This window comes from Pedococcus sp. P2_E2, assembly GCF_056403955.1.
On the sequence record NZ_JBFUEM010000006.1, the window covers coordinates 411,083 to 433,205 of the forward strand.

The following is a 22,123-nucleotide window of genomic DNA, read 5'->3' on the forward strand; positions in this document are numbered from 1 at the left end:
CGGTCGCAACGCGGCATACCTCCGCTGTGGGGTGTCCGCAGGGTGACCGGGGTCACGTTCGGGGGTTGCTGACCGATAGGGTCGTTGCCATGCGTCGCGCCAAAATTGTCTGCACCCTCGGCCCCGCAGTTTCCTCTCCCGAGCGCATCCGCGCGCTCGTCGAGGCGGGCATGGACGTGGCCCGGCTCAACCTCTCCCACGGCGAGTACGCCGACCACGAGAAGATCTACGAGGAGATCCGCAAGGCCAGCGACGAGACTGGTCACGCGGTCGGCATCCTGGTCGACCTCCAGGGTCCCAAGATCCGCACCACGCGGTTCAAGGATGGTCCGGTCGAGCTGGTCAACGGCGCCGAGTTCACCATCACGACGCGTGAGGTCGACGGGTCGCAGGCAGAGGTCGGCACGACCTACAAGGGTCTTCCGGGTGACGTGAGTCCTGGCGACGCGCTGCTGATCGACGACGGCAAGGTCGCCCTGCAGGCCGTTGAGGTCACCGACACCGACGTCCGCTGCATGGTGACCGTGGGCGGCATGGTGTCCAACAACAAGGGCATCAACCTGCCTGGCGTCGCGGTCTCGGTGCCGGCGATGTCCGAGAAGGACAAGGAAGACCTGCGCTGGGCCCTCGGGCTGCGCGCCGACATGATCGCGCTGTCCTTCGTGCGCTCGGCTGCCGACCTCGACGACGTCCACGCCGTGATGGACGAGGTCGGCGTCCGGTTGCCGGTCATCGCCAAGATCGAGAAGCCGCAGGCCGTCGACAACCTCGTCGAGATCATCGAGGCCTTCGACGGTGTGATGGTGGCCCGTGGCGACCTCGGCGTCGAGCTGCCGCTCGAAGAGGTGCCGATCGTCCAGAAGGAAGCCATCGAGATCGCGAGGCGCAATGCCAAGCCGGTCATCGTCGCCACCCAGGTCCTCGAGTCGATGATCGAGAACCCGCGCCCCACCCGCGCCGAGGCCTCCGACGCCGCCAACGCCGTCCTCGACGGCGCGGACGCCCTGATGCTGTCGGGGGAGACCAGCGTCGGCGCCTACCCGATCATCGCCGTGCAGACCATGGCCCGGATCATCGAGAGCACCGAGGAGCACGGCCTCGAGCGGATCCGACCGCTCGGCACCAAGCCGCACACGATGGGCGGCGCTGTGGCTGCGGCTGCCGTCGAGATCGGTGAGCTGCTCGGCGCCAAGTTCCTCATCACCTTCAGCCAGTCCGGCGACACGGCCAAGCGGATGTCCCGCATCCGCCCGCGGATCCCCATGCTCGCCTTCACCCCGGAGCCACACACCCGCTCTCGACTCGCGCTGGCCTGGGGCATCGAGACCTACCTCGTCCCGATGGCCAGGCACACCGACCAGATGGCCCAGCAGGTCGACAAGTCGCTGCTCGCGTCCGGTCGCGCCAAGGAGGGGGACCTCGTCGTCATCGTCGCGGGATCGCCTCCCGGCATCCCTGGGTCCACCAACGCGTTGCGCGTGCACAAGATGGGTGACGCCATCAACAAGGTGGCACCGGCCTACGAGGACCTCGCCGACTGACGTGGTGCGGGGGCACGGCCTGCCGACCCACGACAGGCCACGGCCACGTTCGGTATGCCGCGTGCTCACCGCTATCCTTTCGGAGGCCGCTGACGTGGCCGCGCCGAAGTGGTGGAATGGCAGACACGGAGCACTCAAAATGCTCTGCTCGAAAGGGCGTGCGGGTTCAAGTCCCGCCTTCGGCACCCCTTGACCTGCACAACAGCGCACCCTTGAGGGCTGCGCCGACAACCCCGCCCGGGATCTCGGAAAACGGGTTGACGCAGGAGTGACGCCTCCGTGACGGCCCGTCTCGTTGACTGACAGTCGACCGACGTACCCGTGTGAGGTGGGACATGGCGAAGAACGAACCAACTGTTAGTCAGATTCAGGCCGCGATCAAAGCAGATGGTCTCTCCTGGCAGGCTGAGGAGAACTTCCTGACAGAGATGTCCACGGAGGAGCGGCGCGGTTACCTTGGGGTCATCGTCACTCCCGAGGAGATGGCCGCCTTGGAGGCGGAAACCCAGGGCTACGCGGCGCAGGAGATGTCGGCTTTCGGGGCAGGAGTCGGTGCTCCGACCGCGGTCGACTGGCGAACCGGGGGGTACGTGACCTCGGTGAAGAACCAGGGCGGCTGTGGTTCCTGCGTCTCGTTCTGCACCTGTGCCGTGATCGAGTCCGGAGTCCGCATCAAGCTGAACAACCCGGCCTACGCGATCGACCTGTCCGAGGCGTTCCTGCAGTTCTGCGGCGGTGGTAGCTGTAACGGCTGGGGTCTGACCTCAGGTTTGTCGTTCGCGCAGAGCACCGGGGTCACCGACGAGGCATGCATGCCCTACCAACCGCAGAACATGAACTGCGGGGCCAGCCGGTGCAGCGACTGGCAGAACCGCCTGACCAAGATCTCCGGTTTCACCGGCTACGGAACCATGGCGGCGCGCAAGGAGGCCGTAGCCAAAGGTCCGGTCCTCGCGGGGCTGGAGGTGTGGAGCGACTTCTTCGCCTACAACGGGACGTCGGTGTACGTGAAGTCCTCCGCCGCCACGAGGCTGAACCCTCCTGGCTACCACTGCATCTGCGTGGTGGGTTACGACGACAACCAGCAGTGCTGGATCGTCAAGAACAGCTGGGGCACCACGTGGGGAGCCCAGGGCTTCGGCCGGATTGGATACGGGCAAACCGATCTCCTCATCGACTCGAGCTGGTCCTTCTACTCCGCTGACGTGAGCGTCGGCCCGGTGTACCAGAGCACCAAGGTGACCCAGGTGTACGCCAGCCGGGACGCACAGAACGCGTGGGCACACTTCCCGGGGCTCGGGTGGCGTCGTATCCAGCCCGGTGCGGCCGACGGGGTCACGAACGTGCACGCAGTCCTGACCGAGGCGGCCGCCAAGAACCTGACGGTGACCGTGCTCGTGGACGGCTCACAGATCTACCAGGTGTACCTGTAGGCCGCGAAAGGCTTACGAGACTGAGGAGGAATGGGTTTCATGTGGACGAACATCAATCAGGTCTATGCCAGCCGAGACGCACAGAACGCGTGGGCGCATCTTGCCGGGACCAACGCCTGGCACCGTATCCTCACGGGTAGCGCCGACGGCGTGACCAACGTGTTCCTCATCCTGACGGCTGCCAAGGCGAACAACCGACAGGCATACGTCGTCCGAGACGGTAGCGGCAACATCGTGCAGGCGTACCTGTGAGGTATGCCCTGACGCATCGGAAGGATTCGTCGTGAGCTCCGAAGTCACCATCACGATCAGCGTCGGCGCCGGGCAGGTCGAGTCGACCTCGATGGCCACGGCCGACACGGGTGCAGGACCAGCCCCCGCCGCGCTCGAGGATCTCCAAGCGGCCGGGACCGGCGAGACCCCGTCCCCGCTCGAACCGGCGGAGTTGGCCGGGGCTCGTGGCGAGGTCACGTCCTCCGGCGACGCCCTGCCCACGCCGATGCCCGTCGAACAGCTGAGCGCGGGCAGCGCGGCTGCCGCCCCGCCACCTTCCGACGACCCGTCCCTGGCGGGAGTCGGCGGCGGCGGCGCACCGGGCGGCGCTCCCGCACCGCTGTCGGTGGACGACCTGCAAGCCGCGGTGTCGGCGGCCACGGAGGCCGATGACGAGACGGCACCCAGGTCCCGGGCCAAGCCGAGAGCGTCCAAGCGATAGGGCAGATGGCGCAGATCGAGCTGGGGGCGGTTGACGACGGGCGCAGCATCGTCGTCGAGCTCGGCGACGAGCTCGTCGTGGTGCTGGAGGAGAACCCGACGACCGGGTACCGCTGGACGGTTACTGGGGTGGGCGGCGTCGTCGGGATGGTCGACGACGGGTACGCACGGACTCTGTCGGAGCCGTTGCCCGCCGAGCCCGTCTTCGGACGAGGTGGAGCGCGGGAGTTCCGTCTGGCGGCCTTGTCGACGGGCGTCGCCACGCTCAGGTTCGTCCTCCGACACGAATGGGAAGAGGACGAGGACGACACCGGGGCAATTGCCCGCTACAGCGTGACCGTCGAAGTCGTTGAACGGCGGACTTGACCGCGCGGCAGCCCGATTCGCAGGGCGGGGGACGGCTCAACCCCCAGCTCACGCTGCAGACGTCCTCGAAACGACTCGTACTGGTTCACGGCGTCGATGACGTTGCCCTCCAACAGGTACACCTCGATCAGGGCAGCGTTCGCGGTCTCACGCAACGGTTCTGCACGCACGGCTTCGAGGGCGAGCTGGAGCGCCGTCGCCCGGCGGTGGCTTCGCGCCATCACCACGGCCGTGTGCTCCAGGGCGCGCAGGCGGAGCTGGCTGAGCCGTTCCCTCTCGAGCACGATCCAGTCGTCGTACCACCCGGGCAGGAGCTCGCCGGGCCACAGGATCTCGAGTCGCTCTGAGATCCACTGCTCGTCGATGACCTGCTCGCGCAGCAGCCGAGTCACGAACCATTCCTGTTGTCGACTGTCGACCGTCATGGTCTGTGCGGTCGTGAGGGACATCCCCTCCTGGGCGATCGACCCTGGCAGGATGCGGTTCATCCGCCAGATGCTCGTGCGCAGGCTGGCCAGCGCCTGGCATTCGGGAACCTCGGGCCACAGGGTGCCGGCTACCACGCAACGATGTGCCGGACCCTTGAGCGCGAGGAACGCCACGAGCCGCTGCATGCCCTGAGGCAGGCCGATGCGAGCGTCGGCATCGTGCAGGACGAACCCCTGCAGCAGCTGAAGGCGCATCCCGGCCATCGGAACCCCCTCATGCCGGTCCGGAAGTCCAGTGAACGTCAACATCCACGTTCGCTGGCAAATGCATGATATTCCGCCAGAGCGGTCTCGTACTCGCTCAAATGACGTAACGGACCTGACCGGGCCGGACCACGGCATCCTGGATCGGGGCAACCAGGCGCATCAGTGCGACTTCCGCGTCAGCCCGGTGGCTCAGGCTGAGGTGAGCTCGCCCCGGGCCTGACGTGCTCGCGCAGGGGACGAGGAGCCGGACGTCAGGGCGCGAAGGCGATCCATACTCGCCCGCTCGACGAGGAGCGGCACGTAATCTCGAACGGGGCCATCGAGCGAGGCATGGACCTCGATGACAACGGACTTCACTGTCATCGGGTCCACCGTGGGAAACCGAGAGGCGAGCGTTTCACGTACGTGCTCGAGGGCTTGTGCCTCGTCAACCCCGGACATGAAGCGTAGGTTCCTCCGGTCTCGTCCCGCGCGCAAGAGCCAGTCCATCGGAGCCCTCAGCTCTGGCCCGAAGACGGCTCGCGAACCTGATCGCCGGGCTCAGGAGCAGGCCGTCACCCGGTAGAGCGTCAGTCTTCCCCCGGAGGCAACCGGCACAAAACCTGGGTGGCCCTCGACCTCCAGCCCTGGATAGCGGGTCTGCCGGCGGTCGCCCTTCCAGAACTCGATCGGTCCGTCGATCACGTAGCTGACGTCGAGTCGATGCACCGCAGCGCACACGGCCGGGCTCTCGGCCGCCTCGTTCAGGCTCTTGGCCAGCAGCAGCCGGTCTGGGTCCCACGCCCCGCCCACGTGTGGAAACACGGTCGCGCGGTTGCCGAGAGGGGCCGCCAGGGGCGAACCGTTCCACGGGTTGCCCGCTATCCGCACGTCTGACGGCACCAGCTGCGGCAGGCGCACGAGCATCGACCTCTCCGCTGGTCCCGCCAGGGACTGTCCGTGGTACCAGTTGCCGACAACACGGCCGTTCGCACCGGCATACATCCCCATGGTGAGCGCGGCCAGGACCAGGGCCATCGGACCGACGACGGCCTGCGGCGTCAAGCGGCGCGCGCGCGGCGTGGCCCGGCCGACCGCAATGACGCCGGCGGTCGCGCACCACTCGAGGCCGACTGCCGCGAGTGGCACAGCGGTGATGCCGAGAAGCCCTGCGAAGCGGAACGAGTCGTCGTACCAGGGGCCGCTGAGGGCGCGGGCGAGCCTGCCGTCGCTGCCGGACACGAGGACGAACGCCGCTCCGGCCGCGGCATGGGCGAGGACCAGCCAGCGCAGGCGTGGCTTTCGCGAGGCGACGGCACAGCCCAGGAGGACCAGGGTGGCGGCGAGCCACGGGACCGGACTCCTCATCGGAGCTGCGAGGGCCCACTCGCCTGCCGCCTGGGCGAGCGTCTGCCGCGCTGGCCAGCTGGTGCCGCGCGTCGCCGCGAAGACGGGTGAGAACGCCACGAACCAGAGGTCCGCCCCGACCAGGGCCGAGGCCGCACCCGCGGCCGTCAGCCGTCTCCGAGGACCGGCCCCGTCGCCGAGGCCCCATCTGCCCAGAGCCGCCAGGGCCATCACGGTGAGGTAGAGCATCGCACTGGGCACCGCGTTGGGATGCGCGAGCGCGACGCCCGGGAGCGTTGCTGCTCCCAGGGCCAGGGCGCGCATGCCGTCGAGCCCGTCAAGGTCCCGCGGTGACCTGGGGAGCAGGACAGCCACCCCGCAGGCGAGTACCGAGGGCAACAGGGCGTTCGCGAGGGCGTTGGGCCACAACGTGCCGTAGGACAGAAGAAGGTACGGCGAGGCACCGAAGGCGGCGGACAGCACCCCAGCGGCGAACAGCACGCCGGGACGATCCCCGACGAGCTGACGTGCGAGGAACACGCATCCGAGCGGCCAGACGACGGTTGCGATCGCGATCGAGACGCAGTTCACCGCCACCACCACGTGGGCTCCCGAGACCTGGGCCACCAGGGCCACGACGTCATGCCACGCGGCTGGGTAGAAGGCGGCCGAATGCCCTGGCGCCGACACGCTGCCCAACGTCAACGACGATGCGTCCCCGGTGTGCAGCACCCGCCAGACCGCGCTCAGGTGAAAGAGGGCGTCGAAGGTCTGCGGGAAGACCTCAGGTCGGCCGATCCCACGAACGACGGCAACCGCGGCGCACGTCCCCCCGATCGCTGCCCCGGCGATGCCTGACGCCGTCGCGAAGCGCTCGCTCCCGAGGTGCCTGGTCCCGAGGTGCCCGGTCCCGAGGTGCCCGGTCTGGAGCCGCGCGGTCGCGCGCGTCCTACCCGCGGGGAGCAGGCGCGCTGCGAGGAGAACCGCGGCGGCCGCGGCCGTCGTCGCAACGGCTACCGCCGGCACGCCAAAGGGGACGCCCACGAGTTCGCACACGACTGCCGTGAGCGCCACAGTCGTCACCGACAGGGGCGACGCCATCCCGAGAGCCGCGTTCCCGCGCAACCCTGCCGCGAGGGCGACCAGGAGGCCGGGAAGGACGAGGACGCAGGCGGCCGCGAGCACTGCTGGCGCTGCGTCGGCCCAGCCGGTCAACCGCGGACCCGCATGGTCTCGACCGCGGCGCTCACCGGGCCATCGGCCAGGACGCGACCACTGTCGAGGACCACGCCCCTGGTGCACAGCCGTTCGACCAGCGGCAGGTCGTGGCTGACCACGACGAGGGTGCGACCCTCGGCGCTCAGTCGGGCAATGCGATCGAGGCACTTGGCCCGGAATGCCTCGTCACCCACGGCGAGGATCTCGTCGACCAGGAAGACGTCGGGTTCGGTGTGCACAGCCACCGCAAAAGCGAGCCGGAGGAACATCCCCGACGAGTAGAAGCGGACCTGGGTGTCGAGGAAGGGGCCGATGTCGGCGAAGTCCACGATGTCGTCGAACCGGGCCGCGATCTGCGCGCGCTCCACCCCCAGGATGGAGGCGTTGAGGTACACGTTCTCCCGACCAGTGAGGTCAGGGTGGAAGCCGGCTCCGACCTCGAGCAGACCGGCCAGCCGACCCCGCACGCGGACCTGTCCGCTGTCGGGAGCCATGACACCAGCCATGAGCTTCAGCAGGGTCGACTTGCCGGACCCGTTGCGGCCCAGGAGGGCCACCGTCTCCCCCTGGTTGATGGTGAGGTCGAGGTGGTGCAGGGCCGTGAAGTCATCACGTCGGGCCCGACCCTGCAGGGCCCACACCACGCTCTCCTTCAGTGAGTGGGTGTGCCGGAGCCGGAAGTGCTTCGAGATCCCGTCGACCTCGACGGCGCTGGTCGTCACGGTCACAGCTCCTGGGCGAAGCGGCCGGCCAGCCGCCGGAACACCCACGCCCCCAGCACCACGAGCGATGCCGATAGAGCAAACGCGAGGAGGGTCCGGGAGGCCAGGTCGGGCGGCAACGTCGCGCCGTTGCCCGGAGATGCGTTGGCCCAGGTGCCCCGGTGCACGAGCTCGACCGCCACGGTGAGCGGGTTCGCCTGGTAGATGCCGAACCACACGGAGTCGGAGCCGAGCAAGTCGGCGACGCGCTGCCAGGGGTAGAGAACCGGACTCATCCAGACCAACACCATGAGCACCATGTCGACGACGTTCTCCACGTCACGAAAGAGCACGTTGACCGCCCCGAGCAGCAGCCCCAGGCCGAGCGCCAGCAGGGCGGCGAGGGCGAGTCCCGCCCCGAGTGCGACCACCCCGACAAGGTCGGGGGACCAGCCTGCCACGAAGGCTCCGACGACCAGCACCAGCAGCTGGGGCCCCAGGTGAACCCCGGCCACGCAGAGGCTCGAGACCGGGAAGAGCTCGCGGGGCAGGTAGATCTTGCGGACGAGGTCGGCGTTGACGACGACCGACCGGGTCGCGTTCCCCACGGCCTCGCCGAACGCAGTGATCACGACCAGGCCGCCGAAGAGGTAGACCGCGTAGTCACCGATCGTGGTCTGGCGCAGCAGCAGTCCCAGGCCCACGAAGTACACGCCGAACTGCACGGCGGGCTTGACGTAGGACCAGCCCAGACCGAGCACAGACGCCCGGTAGCGCACCCGGAGCTCCTTGCGAACCAGGAGGCCGAGCAGGAATCGTCGCCCCGCCACCTCGCGCAGGCCACCTCCGCGACCCTGGACGACCAGCGGGGTGTCGGCGGCGATGGCGACCGCGGTCACCGGTCGGCCTCGTGATCGGGCAGAGGCAGGTCGAGGGTCTTGCGCCAGGCGTCCTGGCCCACGAGGTCCGGGAGGGCAGCGCGGTACTCGGCCGCGAGCCGCGGCCACTCACGCAGGAGCTGCTGGTGCACCTGAGTCGCCCTGCGGGCCGCAGCCAGAGACCGGGCGCGGTCACGCCGATGCCACGAGACGCCGGTCCCGTCGGTCGTCGAGACGAGCGCGGAGTCCAGCCGGGAGAGCGTCCACCAGCCGGCATCGGCGGCGGGGACCTCGCGTTCGGGCTGCTGCCGTGCGCCCGCCGGCACTGCTGTGAGCTGCCGGGCCAGGCCGACGAGAGCGGTGGTCAGGGTCGCAAGCTGGCTGGTGGGCTTCTCGGTCCGGGGGTCGCGCTTGCGCGGCTTGGCCGCGCGGACCTGCGCGAAGGCCTTGGCATCCGGCGCCACCCGCGCGTCGTCGAAGCCCGAGCGGGCTTCTCGGACCTCACCGAGCCGTGACGGCAGGCTCGGGTGGAGGTCCTCGGGGCCTGCCAGCACGTCGAGGAGGGCTTGCTCGCGCAGGTGCGCTGCCGAGTACTGCATGGCCATGAGGTGCTTGAGCTGGATGGCAAGGCTTTCACGCACCATCCGGCCACCATGGTCGAACGGCGAGTGGAGCAGCGCTGCGATGAAGCGATTCCGCGCGTGGAAGTAGGCCTGCCAGTCGACCGAGTCGTCCTTGTCGGTCCAGGGGACGTGCCACACCGCTGTCCCGGGAAGCGAGACGGTCGGGTAGCCGGCTTCCGCGGCGCGCAGGCCGAACTCCGCGTCGTCCCACTTGATGAAGACGGGCACGGACAACCCCACGTCGCGAAGTACCGCGGTCGGGATGAGGCACATCCACCAGCCGTTGTAGTCCGCCGCGGCACGACGGTGGAGCCACGGCGTGGAGCGCAGGTTGGAGTGCGAGAGGTCGTGGTCATGCTCGGTCGCGGGGGCTGGAGTCCATCGGAACTGCCAGGGGGAGACCCGCTCTGCGAACGCGTGCAGGACCGACCGTTCGTACATCGAGAACATGTGGCCGCCGACCACCGTGGGCGCACGCGCGAAGTCCGCGAAGACGGCGGCACGGGCGATGCCTTCGGGCTCACAGACGACGTCGTCGTCGAGGAGGAGCACGTAGTCGCTGCGACCCACGTCGAGGGTCTCGAGCATCGCGCGCGCAAAGCCACCGGACCCGCCGAGGTTCTGCTGCTCGAGCACCCGCAGTCGGCCGCCCAGGGACGCCGCTGCCGCCGGAAAGCCCCGGTCGTGGCGCACCTGCTCCGAGCCCTGGTCCACCACGATGACTTCGTCCACCACGTCGGTGAGCTGGTGGTCGGCGGCGAGCTGGGCGAGGAGCGCGCTGCAGTAGGCGGGGCGGTTGAAGGTGGTGATTCCAACCGTGACCGTGCCACGGGGCGCTTGGCGGGAGCCAGGCTCGGTTTGGCCGGCAAGCCACTCCGCAGCGTCGAGCACGAGGTCCTCGCGGCCGGCCACGAGGTCGAACCAGTACCAGCCACCGTCGCCGAACGCATTCAGTGGCAGCGGGATCGACAGCGTCGACTGTCCTGTCAGCGTGTGCGCGCTGACGCGGGCGACGCTGCCTCGCGCCGATGACCGGTAGACGATCAGAGTCCCGTTGCCGGTGGTGCGCACGTCGAGCCGCACCGACTGCAGGACGCTCCACCGCCGCCAGTACCCCGCCGGGAAGGCGTTGAAGTAGGTGGCGAAAGAGGTCCGCGTACCGTGGCCGAGGCGATAGGACCGTCGGCCCAGCACCTGGTCCGGGCTCTGGTCAAAGGGGACAGGCAGCACTGTCTCGCCGTCCTCGACCGCGACCGGCACCTGCTGACCGTCCACGTACAGCGGCAGGACGTCGAGGTCCCCGTCGGTGGGAAACACCACCCTGGCGAGCACCCGGTCGCCGGCGGGAGGCCCCGCGGTCATACCGACACCTCGACGACGGAGCGGCGAGGCGACCGGCCGCGCCCGTGCACCAGCTCGTCGAGGTCGTCGACGAGGCGCAACGCCGAGGCGATCGCCATGTGCATGTCGAGGTACTGATAGGTCCCCAGCCGACCGCCGAACCACACCGAGCTGCGCCGTTCCTGCTCTGCGAGCTCTCGGTAGGCCAACAGCCGGTCACGGTCCTCAGGGGTGTTCACCGGGTAGTAGGGCTCGTCGCCGGGCCCGGCCCCGCGCGACCGTTCGCGGACGATGACGGTGCGGTCCGTGCGGTAGTCGCGCTCCGGATGGAAGTGACGGAACTCCAGGATTCGGGTGAAGTCGACGTCCGCATCGGCGTAGTTGACCACCGGTGCTCCTTGGAAGTCGCCGACGGGAAGCACCTCCCTCTCGAAGTCCAGAGTGCGCCAGCCCAGCGCCCCGTGGACGTCACCGAAGTAGCGGTCGACCGGTCCCGTGTAGACGACGGGCACGTGGCCCCGAACGGCGTTGCGGGACAACGGATGCCCCTCGGCCAGGAAGTCCGTCTCGAGGTGCACGGAGATGCGCGGGTGGTCGGCCATCCGACTCAGCCACGCGGCATACCCGTCGAGGGGTAGTCCCTCGTAGCGGTCGTTGAAGTAGCGGTTGTCGTAGGTGTAGCGGACGGGGAGGCGGCTGATCACCTCGGCGGGCAGGTCCCGCGGATCGGTCTGCCACTGCTTCGCGGTGTAGTCGCGGATGAACGCCTCGTAGAGGGGGCGGCCGATGAGGGACACCGCCTTCTCCTCGAGGTTCGCGGGCTGCCCGGTCACCTCGGCCGCCTGCCGTGCGACGAGGGCGCGAGCCGACTGCGGCCCGTGGTTGGCGCGGAAGAACTGGTTGAGGGTTCCGAGGTTGATGGGCAGCGGGTACACCTCCCCGCGGTGCACGGTCCAGACCCTGTGCTGGTATGCCGTGAAGGCGGTGAACCTGTTGACGTACTCCCACACCCGCTCGTTGGACGTGTGGAAGAGGTGGGCACCGTAGCGGTGCACCTCGATCCCCGTGTCCGGGTCGGTCTCGCTCCAGGCGTTGCCGCCGGGGTGGTCGCGCCGGTCCACGATCGCGACGTCGAGGCCACGCTCTGCGGCCTGTTCGGCGACGGTGAGACCGAACAGACCCGCCCCGACGACGACGAGGTCGGCCCTCACGCGTGCTCCCGTGTCGCGCGGGGACGGAGAACCGTCGACGTCACCTCGCCGAGCAGGAGCTCCGGCGAGCTCCCCGCCTCGGTCGTGAACCGGTTGCGGTACAACGACTTGCGAAGTCCTACGGGGATCACCCGGTAACCGCCCCGGATCGCGACGTTGCGCAGCATCTCGGCCCGGGTTGTGAAGCCCTCACGTCGCAGCCGCCGCTGCAGCCCCAGCTCAGAGCGCAGCAGCCGCATCCCCCCACGACGTCGGTAGGACCCGGCGTCCACTCTGTAGAGGACCAGCGGCTCCGGCACGTTCGCCACCACCGAACCCGACTCGATCATCCGGGTGAACAACCAGTAGTCCTCCAGCAACGGCAGCTCGCGGTAGCCCCCTGCCTGGAGCACCGCCGACCGCCGGTAGACCACCGTGGGGTGGTTGAACGGGCTGCGCAGTCGCGCCTCGGTGGCGATCTGCGCCGGGTCGGTCGGGGGGATCCTGAGCAAGCCGTCCGTCGGTGTCGCCTCGCCGAACTCGCGCATCCCGCTACCGACCAGGTCTGCGCCCGCCTCGATGACGGGGATCTGGACGGCAAACCGGTGCGGCAGGCTGATGTCGTCGGCGTCCATCCGGGCCACCACCTCGTGGGTGCAGGCCGAGAGGCCGCACTGGAGGGCCTGGGACAGTCCCACGTTGTGCTTGAGGCGCAGCCGGCGCACCGGCACCGGGCTGGTTGACTCGAGCCGTTCCAGCGCAGAGGCCAGCTCGGGGCCGACGTGCCCGTCCTGGACCACCACGACCTCCGAGGGTCGCAGCAGCTGTTCCTGCACGGTGCTCTGGAAGGCTCTCGCCAGGTGGTCAGCGCGGTCACCACGGTAGACGGGCAGGAGCAGGGAGAAGGGGATGCTCACGACGACGACGGTAGGCAGCCAGACCAACGAGATGGTGAACTCGACGCGTCGCGCGGATGGACCCCGGGCCAAGGCCCCTACCGCGCGGCCGAGTCGACACCGCGGGTGCATCCGGCGTTCACCCGCGAGCCGCCAGCCGGGCCGTCGCGACTTCTAGCGTTGGGTGGGTGAGGACCGAGGTACCTGCCCGCCAGCCATGGGTGGCCTGCGTCATCGTGACGCGCGACAGGGCAGCCCTCCTGCGAGCGTGCCTCGAGGCCGTTGCCTCGCAGCAACGACGACCCGACCACCTCATCGTCGTGGACAACGGCACGGAGCCCGGTGCCGCCGATGCCCTTGCTGCGACTGGGATCCCGCACACCCTGCTCCAGTCCGAGACGAACCTCGGTGGGGCCGGCGGCTACGCGTACGGCGTGTTGACCGCACGCGCTCTGGGCGCCGACTGGGTGTGGCTCGCCGACGACGACGGACGACCGGGGTCCAGGTGGACGTTGGGTCGACTGCTGGCCTGCGCTGCCGATCATCGTCTCGACGTGGTTTCCCCCCTGGTCGTCGACCAGGACGACCCGGACCGACTCGCGTTCCCCCTGCGGAGGGGTCTCCGGTGGATCCGGCAGCGCGGGGAGCTGGGAGACGATGTCCTCGTGCCCAACGTCGCCAACTTGTTCAACGGCGCCCTGTTCTCGGCCCGAGCCGTTGACGCGGTGGGTGTGCCTGACCCGCGGCTGTTCGTCCGCGGTGACGAGGTCGAGATCCACCGGCGGCTGAGGCGTAGTCAGCTCCGTTTCGGCACCTGCCCACCCGCGACCTACCTCCATCCCCAGGGCCACGATGACTGGGCGCCCATCCTGGGTGGACGGCTCACTGTCCTGGTTCCCCGTGACCCGGTCAGGCGGGCAGGCACGTTCCGCAACCTCGGGTACCTCACGGCGCAGCCCGGTCTGCGTTGGCGGCGCTGGCCTGATGAAATGCGGTACCTCTGGTACTTCCTGGTGCAACAGCACGACCCGACCGGTTGGCGCGCCTGGCGCCGGTCGAGCCGGGCAGGGCGGCGGGAGCTCTTTGCCTCGCCATCCGGCTCCGGCTCGCGACACACCGCCTTCGTGTAGTCCGGACGCAGCTGGTGCGTCGAGCTAGGGGGCGCCGTCAGGCCCCGATCGCCCTGTTGAGCGACGACGACAACGCAGTGCGCAGCGAACGGTGCGGACCGGCCCGGTTCGGACGCCCGTGTGCAGCGCGGTGGAGGACCTCGGCGCGGACGTTGTGCTCGATCTCCCGGTTGAGGATCCCGAGCATGGCGTCGCTGAGAGTCCCGTTCAGCCTCACCTCAGTGGGGTCCAGGCCGAGGAAGCCGTAGTCCTCCGCGTAGAGGTCATGGATTCGTTGCACGGTCCGCGGGTCGACCATCGAGAGGTCGACGTCGATGGGGGAGTCGTTGTCGTGGCCGACGTCGCAGAGCTCGGCGCCCTCGGTGGCAAGGCGACCGCGAAGCCACTCGATGGTCTCGCCCAACCGGTCGGTGCGTCCGACGTGGTCGAAGCGGGTCAGGTCGCGGCGCAGCAGCTCGTACTGCGACACGAGGTGCACATCACGGTGGACGAGCGCGGGGTTCGCATGGAGGTGCGCCACGAGCTCGTCGAGGTCTGCGAGTACGTCGTCCACGCGCTCGAACCGTCGCAGGCCGGGGTCCGGCAACCCGAGCCTGGCGCGATAGTAGGGAGCCCGGACGAGGTACTTGCTGGACCAGGTGGTCAGGAGGCGTTCGACGGGGTGGCGTACCACCGTGAAGACGTGGCGGAGGCCGGTGCCCATCAGGCGTTCGTATGCCGCGTCGTCCAGTGAGTCGACCATCGGTCGGCCGCCCGCGTCCCCGTCCCAGATGGTCTGGCTCACGAGCGACTCCTCGCCGAGCGAGTCGACGAAGGCGCCCGGGAAGGGGACGCCCGCGGAACGGGTGAGAGCCACGTTCAACGAGGTCCCGGCGGCCTTGGGTACGGAGATGTACAGGAGCCGCCACCCAGGGTGCAGGAAGGCCAGGCCGTTGTACTTCCTCACCCACTCGGTGAAGGTCGGGCTTTCCCTGGTCGCACCTGTCGCGTGGGTCACGGTGACACGATCGCGGGCGAAGGTGTGGGCCAGGTGACTCTCGGCGCCGAGTGAGGTTGCGAGAGGGAGAACGCTGAGAGTCCAGGGCCCGGCAGCAGGTGGCGATGACCGGACCAGGGCCAGTTCCACAGCGGCAACGCCGACGCAGGACGCAGAGGACCCGATCGGGCGACTCGATGCTCGTCCCTTCAGTCAACGCAAACGACCTGATCTGCCGTGTAGTGCGCTGTTCCGGCTTCCACCGGGGGCAGGACGCACCACGATGGGGCGAACGTCCCATCCAGAGTGGAAGAGACCCTTCCACGTCCACGCAGGGAGCACCATGGGGAACGAGCTCGGCATCGTCATCGAAGAGCGGCTGCGAGAGAAGGGATGGTCCCTTTCTCAGTTCACGCTCGAGAGCGGACTGAGCCCGGAGGTCGTCGCAGACCTCGTGGGGGCGGAGCAGCTGGCTGCCATGCCCGACGAGTCGACGCTCTCGATGCTCGCCAAGACCCTTGACCTGACCTACCGTCAGCTCGTCGTTGCTGCCGGCGTTGCGTGTGGTCTGCCGAAGAACCAGGAGGGTGAGCCCACGTTCGTCCTGCGGTTCGTGTCGAACCAGGAGCTGGTCAACGAGCTGCGTCGCCGACTCGTGCGAGGTCGGAACACCGGCGACGGGCGTCAGCGGCGGCTGAGCCACCTCGCGCTGATGCAGACCGCCCTGGTCAGCGAAGCGAGCTGACCCCGCTGGACATCCACCGCGAGTCGCCCCCTGTCGGCGCCCCAGCGAGGGGATGACGTCCGACGGCTATCTCCAGCCGGTCGTGTGGACGGCGCACCGGCGGGGGTCGGGGTCGCTGCCTCGCCTGACGACCGTCCGGACCGCCCAGCGGATGCGACGGCGAGTCAGGAGCAGGAGGACCCCGACCCAGAGAGCGATGGCCCAGCCCTGGGGTCCTCGCGGCGGGACGGGCGGTGGGGGATACGCGCCGTCGAACAGACCCGCAGCCTGTTCGAAGTGGTTCTCCGAGCCCGGGTACAGGGTCTCGTCGACGAGGTAGAGCACCGGCAGCAGGCTGATCCCGCCGACGATGGTGCACACGGCCCACTGGTCGACGTGACGTGACTCGTGTTCGGCGACGCCGCGGGCCCGCACGGCGTTGATGCGCGGCACCGGGGAGGCCAGGAACACCTCGCCGACCATGCTTCCCATGTGCTCCCCTGCCTGCGGCACGAACGCCAGCGTGATGGGCGGGTCACCGACGCTGCACAGGCCTTGCCCACGGACTTCCGCGAACCCCAGTGCAAGCCCGCTCACGGGAGCCGTCATGGCGGAGCGGACCGTCGACCACAGTGGCGGCGGCCTCGGAGCGCGCGGGTCGATGACCCGACGCCCCTCCGCGATCGAGGTGTCGGCGGCGCAGGCGGGGAGCTCACGCGCCCGCTGGGAGACCCGCAGCCCGAACCCAGCGACCGCGAGGAGCGCCAGGACCATGGTCACGCCGAGCAGCCGTCGATGCCGGGCCTGGCACAGGTCACAGGCGAGGACGCGGCGCGGGCGCAGCGAACGGGTGCGAGGGAGCACGAGGAAGAGCCCCAGGAGGCCGCCGCCCAGGAATGCCACGAGCATCCACACCACGCGCATCGACGCAGAGGTCGGTCGGCGCCGGGGATGGGGAGGGCGCCGGGGATGGGGAGGGCGCCGGGCACGGCGACGTGGACGGGCTGTCTCAGCCACTCCGTCCTCCAACTGCCATGCCTCCGGCAGCCGGACCGCAGCGGACGGGGACACCCGGGCACCGCCGGGGTCGTCTCCATCATCGCCCCTCGCCGCGTCTCAAACCAGAGCGGGTAGCGTCCGGGCGAGGACCGCATCGCGCAGGCCGGCACGCGGCATACCAAGCCTCGACGAACGGCGGCGGCGCCTCCCGCAACGTGCCGTTAACGCGAGTCCCCTAGGCTTTCTCCGTGAGCCAGACCGAAACCGCGAGCCCCCCGCCTTCCGCACCCACCCGCATCCTGGTGGCGGAGGACGAAGCCCTCATCCGCCTCGACCTGGCCGAGATGCTCGTCGAGGCCGGCTACGAGGTGGTCGGGCAGGCCAGCAACGGTGAGCAGGCCGTCGAGATGGCCACCGAGCTGACCCCTGACCTGGTCATCATGGACGTCAAGATGCCGGTCATGGACGGCATCACGGCAGCCGAGCAGATCGGGGCCGCTCGCATCTGTCCGGTCGTCATGCTCACCGCATTCAGCCAGACCGAGCTCGTCGAACGGGCCCGTGATGCGGGCGTGATGGCCTACATCGTGAAGCCGTTCACCGCCTCCGACCTCTCGCCTGCCATCGACATCGCGCGGCACCGCTGGACCGAGGTCAAGGCGCTCGAACAGGAGATCTCCGACCTGGGCGAGCGGCTGGAGACCCGCAAGTCGGTCGACCGCGCCAAGGGTGTGCTCATGAAGAAGCTCAAGATCACCGAGGCCGAGGCGTTCCGCTGGATCCAGAAGACGGCGATGGACCGGCGCCTCGGCATGCGCGAGGTCGCCGAGGCCGTCGTTGCCGGGATGGACAAGGCCTGACCGTGGGCGTGGAGGTACGCCGGGCGGATCCGGCCGACTCCGGGGTGCTGGCCGAGGTGGCAGCAGCGACGTTTGCGCTGGCCTGTCCGCCGCACACGACGCAGCAGGCGATCGACACGTTCATCGCGAACGTGCTGTCGCAGGACTGTTTCGAGGGCTACCTCGCCGACCCGCACCGCGACCTGTTCGTCTCCGTCGACGGTGACAGGGTGACGGGGTACGCGATGGTGGTGAACGGTGAGCCCACGGATCCGGACGCGCGAGCCGCCCTCACGCTGCGACCGACGGCGGAGCTGAGCAAGATCTACGTCCTGCCCGACCACCACGGTGCCGGCACGAGCCGGCTGTTGATGCAGGCTGCCATGGACGCCGCGCGGGCACGGGGTGCGGTCGGGGTGTGGCTGGGGGTCAACCAGGAGAACGAGCGCGCCCAGAAGTTCTACGGCAAGAGCGGCTTCGCCAGGGTCGGGACCAAGCGGTTCCTCGTGGGGGACCGCTACGAGAACGACTACGTCTTCGAGCGTGCCCTGTGAGGACGCTGCACCCGGACCGGCGCGGAACACCGGCGTCGCACGGAGTTGACGCACGAAAGTTGTTGAACCCTTCACGAAGGCCCGCCAATGGGCCTAGAGTCCAGAGTCGGTCGCCTTTCGAGGGACCGCGGCCGTCGGGGGAGCCGTCTGCAGTGGTGAGCAGTGCCAGACCGACGATGGAGGAACCCCGGTGAGCCGTCCAGCGATCTCTGTCAGGCGTGTCTCCGCGGACGAGGAGCGCACGTTCACCGAGTTGTGGTTGTCGTCCCGCGTCGAGGCCGGCGTCGGCCCTGAGGTCGCCGCGCGCGCCGCCTCCGAGGGACGGGTGGCGACGGCCCTGCACCGTGAGGACGTCCGGGCCTACCTCGCCACGTCCGACGGTCGCGCGGTCGGTTTCGCCGTCGCCGCCACGAGCCCCTTCTCGTCGCTCACCGACACTCCGTGCGTCACCATCGACCAGCTCTATGTCGTGCCCGAGGCGCGCAAGCACGGTGTGGCTCGTCAGCTGATGACCGCCGTCACCCTGTATGCCGACTCGCGCGGCTGCGACCAGATCGGCTGCAACGTGCCGGCCCAACACCGCGAGGCCAACCGCTTCTTCGCCCGGCTTGGCTTCTCGTCCCAGGTGGTGCGCCGGGTCACGAGCGTCGCCGCACTGCGTCGCCGACTCGGCCAGGACGAGCCCAGGCACCACTCGATCGAGGCGTTGCTGCACCGTCGGCGGTCGCTGCGGGCGCGGGCCACCGCATCCGCCGGCTCCGACAGCCGCCTCGCGGGCTGAGACTCAGGAGTTCGGGCGTTCGGGCGCTCAGGCGCCCGGTGCGCCGTCGCGCAGCAGGCAGGTGATCCGGCAGGTGCAGATCCGCTTGTCCTGGTCGTCGGTGACGACCACCTCGTAGCACGCGAGGGTGCCGCCGAGCGACAGCGCCGTCGCCGTCCCCGTGACGAAACCTGATCGGGCGGCGCGGTGGTGGGTCGCGTTGATGTCGAGGCCCACGGCGATCCTGTCCGGGCCAGCATGCAGCGCGGCGCCGATCGAGCCCAGCGTCTCGGCGAGGACCACCGAGGCGCCACCGTGCAGCAGGCCGTAGGGCTGGGTGTTGCCCTCCACCGGCATTCGCGCGACGAGGCGCTGCGGTGTGGCCTCGAGGACCTCGATCTCCATGCGGTGCAGCAGGGAGTTCGGGTTGAGGGCCTGCATCGCCTCGAGCGCGGCGGTGAAGTCGTCGGTCGTGGCCCTGGAGTCGGCGACGGCGGTGCGGTCGGTCATGGGGGTGTCACTCATAACCAATAGGCTGCCATGCGTGAGTCGCCTCCTGCTCCTCGACGGTCATTCCCTCGCCTACCGGGCGTTCTTCGCCCTGCCGGCCGAGAACTTCTCGACGAGCACGGGCCAGCACACCAACGCTGTCTACGGGTTCACCTCGATGCTGATCAACGTCATGCGTGACGAGCAGCCGACTCACCTCGCGGTGGCGTTCGACGTGTCCCGGCAGACCTTCCGCACCGAGCAGTACGCCGACTACAAGGCCGGCCGCTCGGCGACCCCGAGCGAGTTCAAGGGTCAGGTCTCGCTGCTGCACGAGGTCCTCGACGCCCTGCGCATCCGCTACGTCGAGGTCGACGGCTACGAGGCCGACGACGTGCTCGCCACCCTCACCACCCAGGCGCTGGCCGAGGGGATGGAGGTGCTGATCTGCTCGGGCGACCGCGACTCGTTCCAGCTGGTCACGGACACCAGCACCGTGCTCTACCCCGTCAAGGGCGTCTCCGAGCTTGCCCGGATGACCCCGGCCGCGGTGGAGACCAAGTACGGCGTGCTGCCCGAGCGCTACTCCGACCTCGCGGCGCTCGTCGGTGAGTCCTCCGACAACCTGCCGGGCGTCCCGGGGGTCGGCCCCAAGACGGCGGCCAAGTGGATCAGCCAGTACGGCGACCTCACCGGGGTGGTCGCCCACGTCGACGAGATCAAGGGCAAGGCGGGTGAGTCCCTGCGCGAGCACCTTGACGGCGTGCTGCGCAACCGGCGCCTCAACCAGCTCGTCCGTGACCTCGACGTGCCCCTGACCATCGCCGACCTCGAGCGCCAGAACTGGGACCGCGAGCAGGTGCACGCGGTGTTCGACAGCCTGGAGTTCCGCGTCCTGCGCGACCGCCTCTTCGAGTACCTCGACGCTCCCCAGGAGGAGGCCGACCACGGGTTCGACCTCGACGGCGCGCTGCTCGCGCCCGACGAGGTGGCGGGGTGGCTGCAGGAGTATGCCGCGCCCGGCGCCACAGTGGGCGTGCACCTCGTCGGCCAGTGGGGTCGTGGCACCGGGGACGCGACCGCCCTGGCGCTGGCCACCGACGGCGACGCCGCGGCCTACGTCGACCTGACCGCGCTGGACTCGGCGGGGGAGGCGGCCGTCGGTGCCTGGCTCGCCGACGCGCAGCGTCCCAAGGTGCTGCACGACGCCAAGGGACCCCTGCTCGCGCTGGGGGCGCGGGGTTGGAGCGTCGAGGGGATCACGACCGACACCGCGCTGGCCGCCTACCTGGTGCGACCCGACCAGCGCTCCTACGACCTGGCCGACCTCGTGCTGCGCCATCTCGGCCGTGAGCTGCGGGCCGAGGCGGATACCTCCGGGCAGGGTCTGCTCGACTTCGGTGACGAGGGCGACGCCGGCGCGCAGGATGCCATGGTCCGTGCCCGCGCCGTGCTCGACCTCGCAGGGTCGCTGGCCGAGCAGCTCGAGGCCACCGGCGGCACCTCGCTCCAGCAGGACGTGGAGCTGCCCCTCGAGCAGGTGCTCGCTGGCATGGAGCGCACCGGCATCGCGGCCGACGTCGAGGTGATGACCGGGCTGGAGGCCGACTTCGCGGCGAAGGTGCGCGAGGCGCAGGGCGATGCCTACGACGCCATCGGTGGAGACCAGATCAACCTCGGTTCGCCCAAGCAGCTCCAGGTGGTGCTGTTCGAGACCCTGGGCCTGCCCAAGACACGGCGCACGAAGACCGGCTACACGACCGATGCCGATGCTCTGACCGACCTGTTCGCCAAGACCGAGCACCCTTTCCTCGAGGCGCTGCTGCGGCATCGTGACGCCTCGCGCCTGCGCGTCACGGTCGAGGGCCTGCTCAAGTCGGTGGCCGAGGACGGGCGCATCCACACGACCTACCAGCAGACGATCGCGGCGACCGGCCGCCTCTCGTCGACCGACCCCAACCTGCAGAACATCCCGATCCGCACCGACGAGGGACGCCGGATCCGCGAGGTCTTCATCGTGGGCGAGGGCTACGAGTCCCTCATGTCGGCCGACTACAGCCAGATCGAGATGCGGATCATGGCCCACCTCTCCGGTGACGAGGGCCTGATCGAGGCGTTCCGGTCGGGGGAGGACCTGCACCGGTTCGTCGGGTCGCGCGTGTTCTCCGTCGACCCTGAGGACGTCACCTCGGCGATGCGCTCCAAGGTCAAGGCGATGTCCTACGGCCTGGCCTACGGGTTGTCGGCGTTCGGCCTGTCCAAACAGCTCACCATCTCGACCGGCGAGGCGCAGGGTCTGATGGACGAGTACTTCGCCCGGTTCGGGGGGGTGAAGGACTACCTCGACTCGGTGGTCGCCGAGGCGCGCGGGACGGGTTACACCGAGACCATGCTGGGCCGCCGGCGATACCTGCCCGACCTGACCAGCGACAACAGGCAGCGCCGTGAGATGGCCGAGCGGATGGCGCTCAACGCGCCCATCCAGGGATCGGCCGCCGACATCATCAAGCTGGCGATGCTGCGCGTCGAGGCCGCGCTCAAGGAGTCCGGCGCGCAGTCGCGTCAGCTGCTCCAGGTGCACGACGAGCTGGTCCTCGAGATCGCGCCCGGTGAGGCGGCCGACGTGGAGGCGTTGGTCCGCCGCGAGATGGGCGGCGCCATCGACATGGACGTGCCGCTCGACGTCAGTGTCGGGGTCGGCCGCTCCTGGCACGACGCCGCCCACTGAGC

Annotated in this window: 22 protein-coding genes and 1 tRNA gene; 12 read left to right on the forward strand and 11 right to left on the reverse strand. The window is 69.4% G+C overall.

What is annotated here, in order from left to right; genetic code table 11:
* Positions 1–89 precede the first annotated feature (89 nt).
* From pyk to AC1DWR_RS15215, 6 genes are all read left to right on the forward strand, one after another.
* Positions 90–1,541: a pyruvate kinase gene (pyk, locus tag AC1DWR_RS15190; protein WP_477612758.1), complete on the forward strand. Its 1,452-nt coding sequence runs from the start codon at positions 90–92 to the stop codon at positions 1,539–1,541.
* A gap of 102 nt (positions 1,542–1,643) precedes the next feature.
* Positions 1,644–1,726, forward strand: a tRNA-Leu gene (locus AC1DWR_RS15195).
* A 243-nt stretch (positions 1,727–1,969) separates the two neighbouring features.
* Complete coding sequence (locus AC1DWR_RS15200; RefSeq protein WP_477612759.1) at positions 1,970–2,974, forward strand: C1 family peptidase; 1,005 nt, start codon at positions 1,970–1,972, stop codon at positions 2,972–2,974.
* Positions 2,975–3,013: 39 nt separating this feature from the next.
* Complete coding sequence (locus tag AC1DWR_RS15205; protein ID WP_477612760.1) at positions 3,014–3,226, forward strand: hypothetical protein; 213 nt, start codon at positions 3,014–3,016, stop codon at positions 3,224–3,226.
* Between the two features lie 31 nt (positions 3,227–3,257).
* Complete coding sequence (locus AC1DWR_RS15210) at positions 3,258–3,689, forward strand: hypothetical protein (RefSeq protein WP_477612761.1); 432 nt, start codon at positions 3,258–3,260, stop codon at positions 3,687–3,689.
* A 5-nt stretch (positions 3,690–3,694) separates the two neighbouring features.
* Complete coding sequence (locus AC1DWR_RS15215; RefSeq protein WP_477612762.1) at positions 3,695–4,054, forward strand: protease inhibitor I42 family protein; 360 nt, start codon at positions 3,695–3,697, stop codon at positions 4,052–4,054.
* Here the strand turns inward: AC1DWR_RS15215 and AC1DWR_RS15220 are convergent.
* The 8 genes from AC1DWR_RS15220 to AC1DWR_RS15255 all read right to left on the reverse strand — a co-directional run bounded on the left by AC1DWR_RS15220 (position 4,015) and on the right by AC1DWR_RS15255 (position 12,943).
* Positions 4,015–4,746, reverse strand: coding sequence for an AfsR/SARP family transcriptional regulator (locus AC1DWR_RS15220; RefSeq protein ID WP_477612763.1), 732 nt, complete (start codon positions 4,744–4,746; stop codon positions 4,015–4,017). The genes AC1DWR_RS15215 and AC1DWR_RS15220 overlap by 40 nt on opposite strands.
* A 192-nt stretch (positions 4,747–4,938) precedes the next feature.
* Positions 4,939–5,238, reverse strand: a complete 300-nt coding sequence (locus AC1DWR_RS15225; RefSeq protein ID WP_477612764.1) for a three-helix bundle dimerization domain-containing protein — start codon at positions 5,236–5,238, stop codon at positions 4,939–4,941.
* Between the two features lie 51 nt (positions 5,239–5,289).
* A complete protein-coding gene (locus AC1DWR_RS15230; RefSeq protein WP_477612765.1) occupies positions 5,290–7,290 on the reverse strand; it encodes a DUF6541 family protein in 2,001 nt (666 codons plus the stop codon).
* Positions 7,287–8,015: an ABC transporter ATP-binding protein gene (locus AC1DWR_RS15235; protein WP_477612766.1), complete on the reverse strand. Its 729-nt coding sequence runs from the start codon at positions 8,013–8,015 to the stop codon at positions 7,287–7,289. Before AC1DWR_RS15235 ends, AC1DWR_RS15230 begins: the two co-directional genes overlap by 4 nt.
* Positions 8,016–8,017: 2 nt before the next feature.
* On the reverse strand, positions 8,018–8,893 hold the full coding sequence (locus tag AC1DWR_RS15240) for an ABC transporter permease (protein WP_477612767.1): 876 nt from the start codon (positions 8,891–8,893) through the stop codon (positions 8,018–8,020).
* A complete protein-coding gene (locus AC1DWR_RS15245) occupies positions 8,890–10,857 on the reverse strand; it encodes a glycosyltransferase (protein ID WP_477612768.1) in 1,968 nt (655 codons plus the stop codon). Before AC1DWR_RS15245 ends, AC1DWR_RS15240 begins: the two co-directional genes overlap by 4 nt.
* Positions 10,854–12,047, reverse strand: coding sequence for a UDP-galactopyranose mutase (glf, locus tag AC1DWR_RS15250; protein ID WP_477612769.1), 1,194 nt, complete (start codon positions 12,045–12,047; stop codon positions 10,854–10,856). The genes AC1DWR_RS15245 and glf overlap by 4 nt, the downstream gene beginning before the upstream one ends.
* Positions 12,044–12,943, reverse strand: a complete 900-nt coding sequence (locus tag AC1DWR_RS15255) for a glycosyltransferase (RefSeq protein WP_477612770.1) — start codon at positions 12,941–12,943, stop codon at positions 12,044–12,046. The genes glf and AC1DWR_RS15255 overlap by 4 nt, the downstream gene beginning before the upstream one ends.
* Before the next feature lie 167 nt (positions 12,944–13,110).
* Here AC1DWR_RS15255 and glfT1 point away from each other — a divergent pair, with 167 nt between their 5' ends.
* The gene (gene glfT1 / locus AC1DWR_RS15260; RefSeq protein ID WP_477612771.1) at positions 13,111–14,052 is read left to right on the forward strand and encodes a galactofuranosyltransferase GlfT1; all 942 of its coding nucleotides are present in this window, start codon (positions 13,111–13,113) and stop codon (positions 14,050–14,052) included.
* Positions 14,053–14,089: 37 nt separating this feature from the next.
* Here the strand turns inward: glfT1 and AC1DWR_RS15265 are convergent, their stop codons facing one another.
* A complete protein-coding gene (locus AC1DWR_RS15265) occupies positions 14,090–15,049 on the reverse strand; it encodes a sulfotransferase family 2 domain-containing protein (protein WP_477612772.1) in 960 nt (319 codons plus the stop codon).
* A 322-nt stretch (positions 15,050–15,371) separates the two neighbouring features.
* Between AC1DWR_RS15265 and AC1DWR_RS15270 the strand changes: the two genes are divergently transcribed.
* Positions 15,372–15,773 (forward strand): hypothetical protein, encoded by a 402-nt coding sequence (locus AC1DWR_RS15270; protein ID WP_477612773.1) that lies wholly within the window; start codon positions 15,372–15,374, stop codon positions 15,771–15,773.
* 66 nt (positions 15,774–15,839) lie between these two features.
* Here the strand turns inward: AC1DWR_RS15270 and AC1DWR_RS15275 are convergent, their stop codons facing one another.
* A complete protein-coding gene (locus tag AC1DWR_RS15275) occupies positions 15,840–16,655 on the reverse strand; it encodes a hypothetical protein (RefSeq protein WP_477612774.1) in 816 nt (271 codons plus the stop codon).
* Between the two features lie 344 nt (positions 16,656–16,999).
* On the opposite strand from AC1DWR_RS15275, the gene AC1DWR_RS15280 reads away from it, so the two are divergent.
* The 3 genes from AC1DWR_RS15280 to AC1DWR_RS15290 all read left to right on the forward strand — a co-directional run bounded on the left by AC1DWR_RS15280 (position 17,000) and on the right by AC1DWR_RS15290 (position 18,925).
* Complete coding sequence (locus AC1DWR_RS15280) at positions 17,000–17,611, forward strand: ANTAR domain-containing response regulator (protein WP_477612775.1); 612 nt, start codon at positions 17,000–17,002, stop codon at positions 17,609–17,611.
* A gap of 2 nt (positions 17,612–17,613) precedes the next feature.
* Entirely contained in the window at positions 17,614–18,144 is a 531-nt protein-coding gene (locus AC1DWR_RS15285; RefSeq protein ID WP_477612776.1) for an N-acetyltransferase family protein, read from the forward strand.
* Positions 18,145–18,334: 190 nt separating this feature from the next.
* Complete coding sequence (locus AC1DWR_RS15290; RefSeq protein WP_477612777.1) at positions 18,335–18,925, forward strand: GNAT family N-acetyltransferase; 591 nt, start codon at positions 18,335–18,337, stop codon at positions 18,923–18,925.
* A gap of 27 nt (positions 18,926–18,952) precedes the next feature.
* Here AC1DWR_RS15290 and AC1DWR_RS15295 read toward each other — a convergent pair whose 3' ends face one another.
* Positions 18,953–19,345, reverse strand: a complete 393-nt coding sequence (locus AC1DWR_RS15295; RefSeq protein ID WP_477613415.1) for a PaaI family thioesterase — start codon at positions 19,343–19,345, stop codon at positions 18,953–18,955.
* 103 nt (positions 19,346–19,448) lie between these two features.
* Between AC1DWR_RS15295 and polA the strand changes: the two genes are divergently transcribed.
* On the forward strand, positions 19,449–22,121 hold the full coding sequence (gene polA / locus AC1DWR_RS15300) for a DNA polymerase I (protein ID WP_477624729.1): 2,673 nt from the start codon (positions 19,449–19,451) through the stop codon (positions 22,119–22,121).
* The last annotated feature ends 2 nt before the right edge of the window (positions 22,122–22,123 follow it).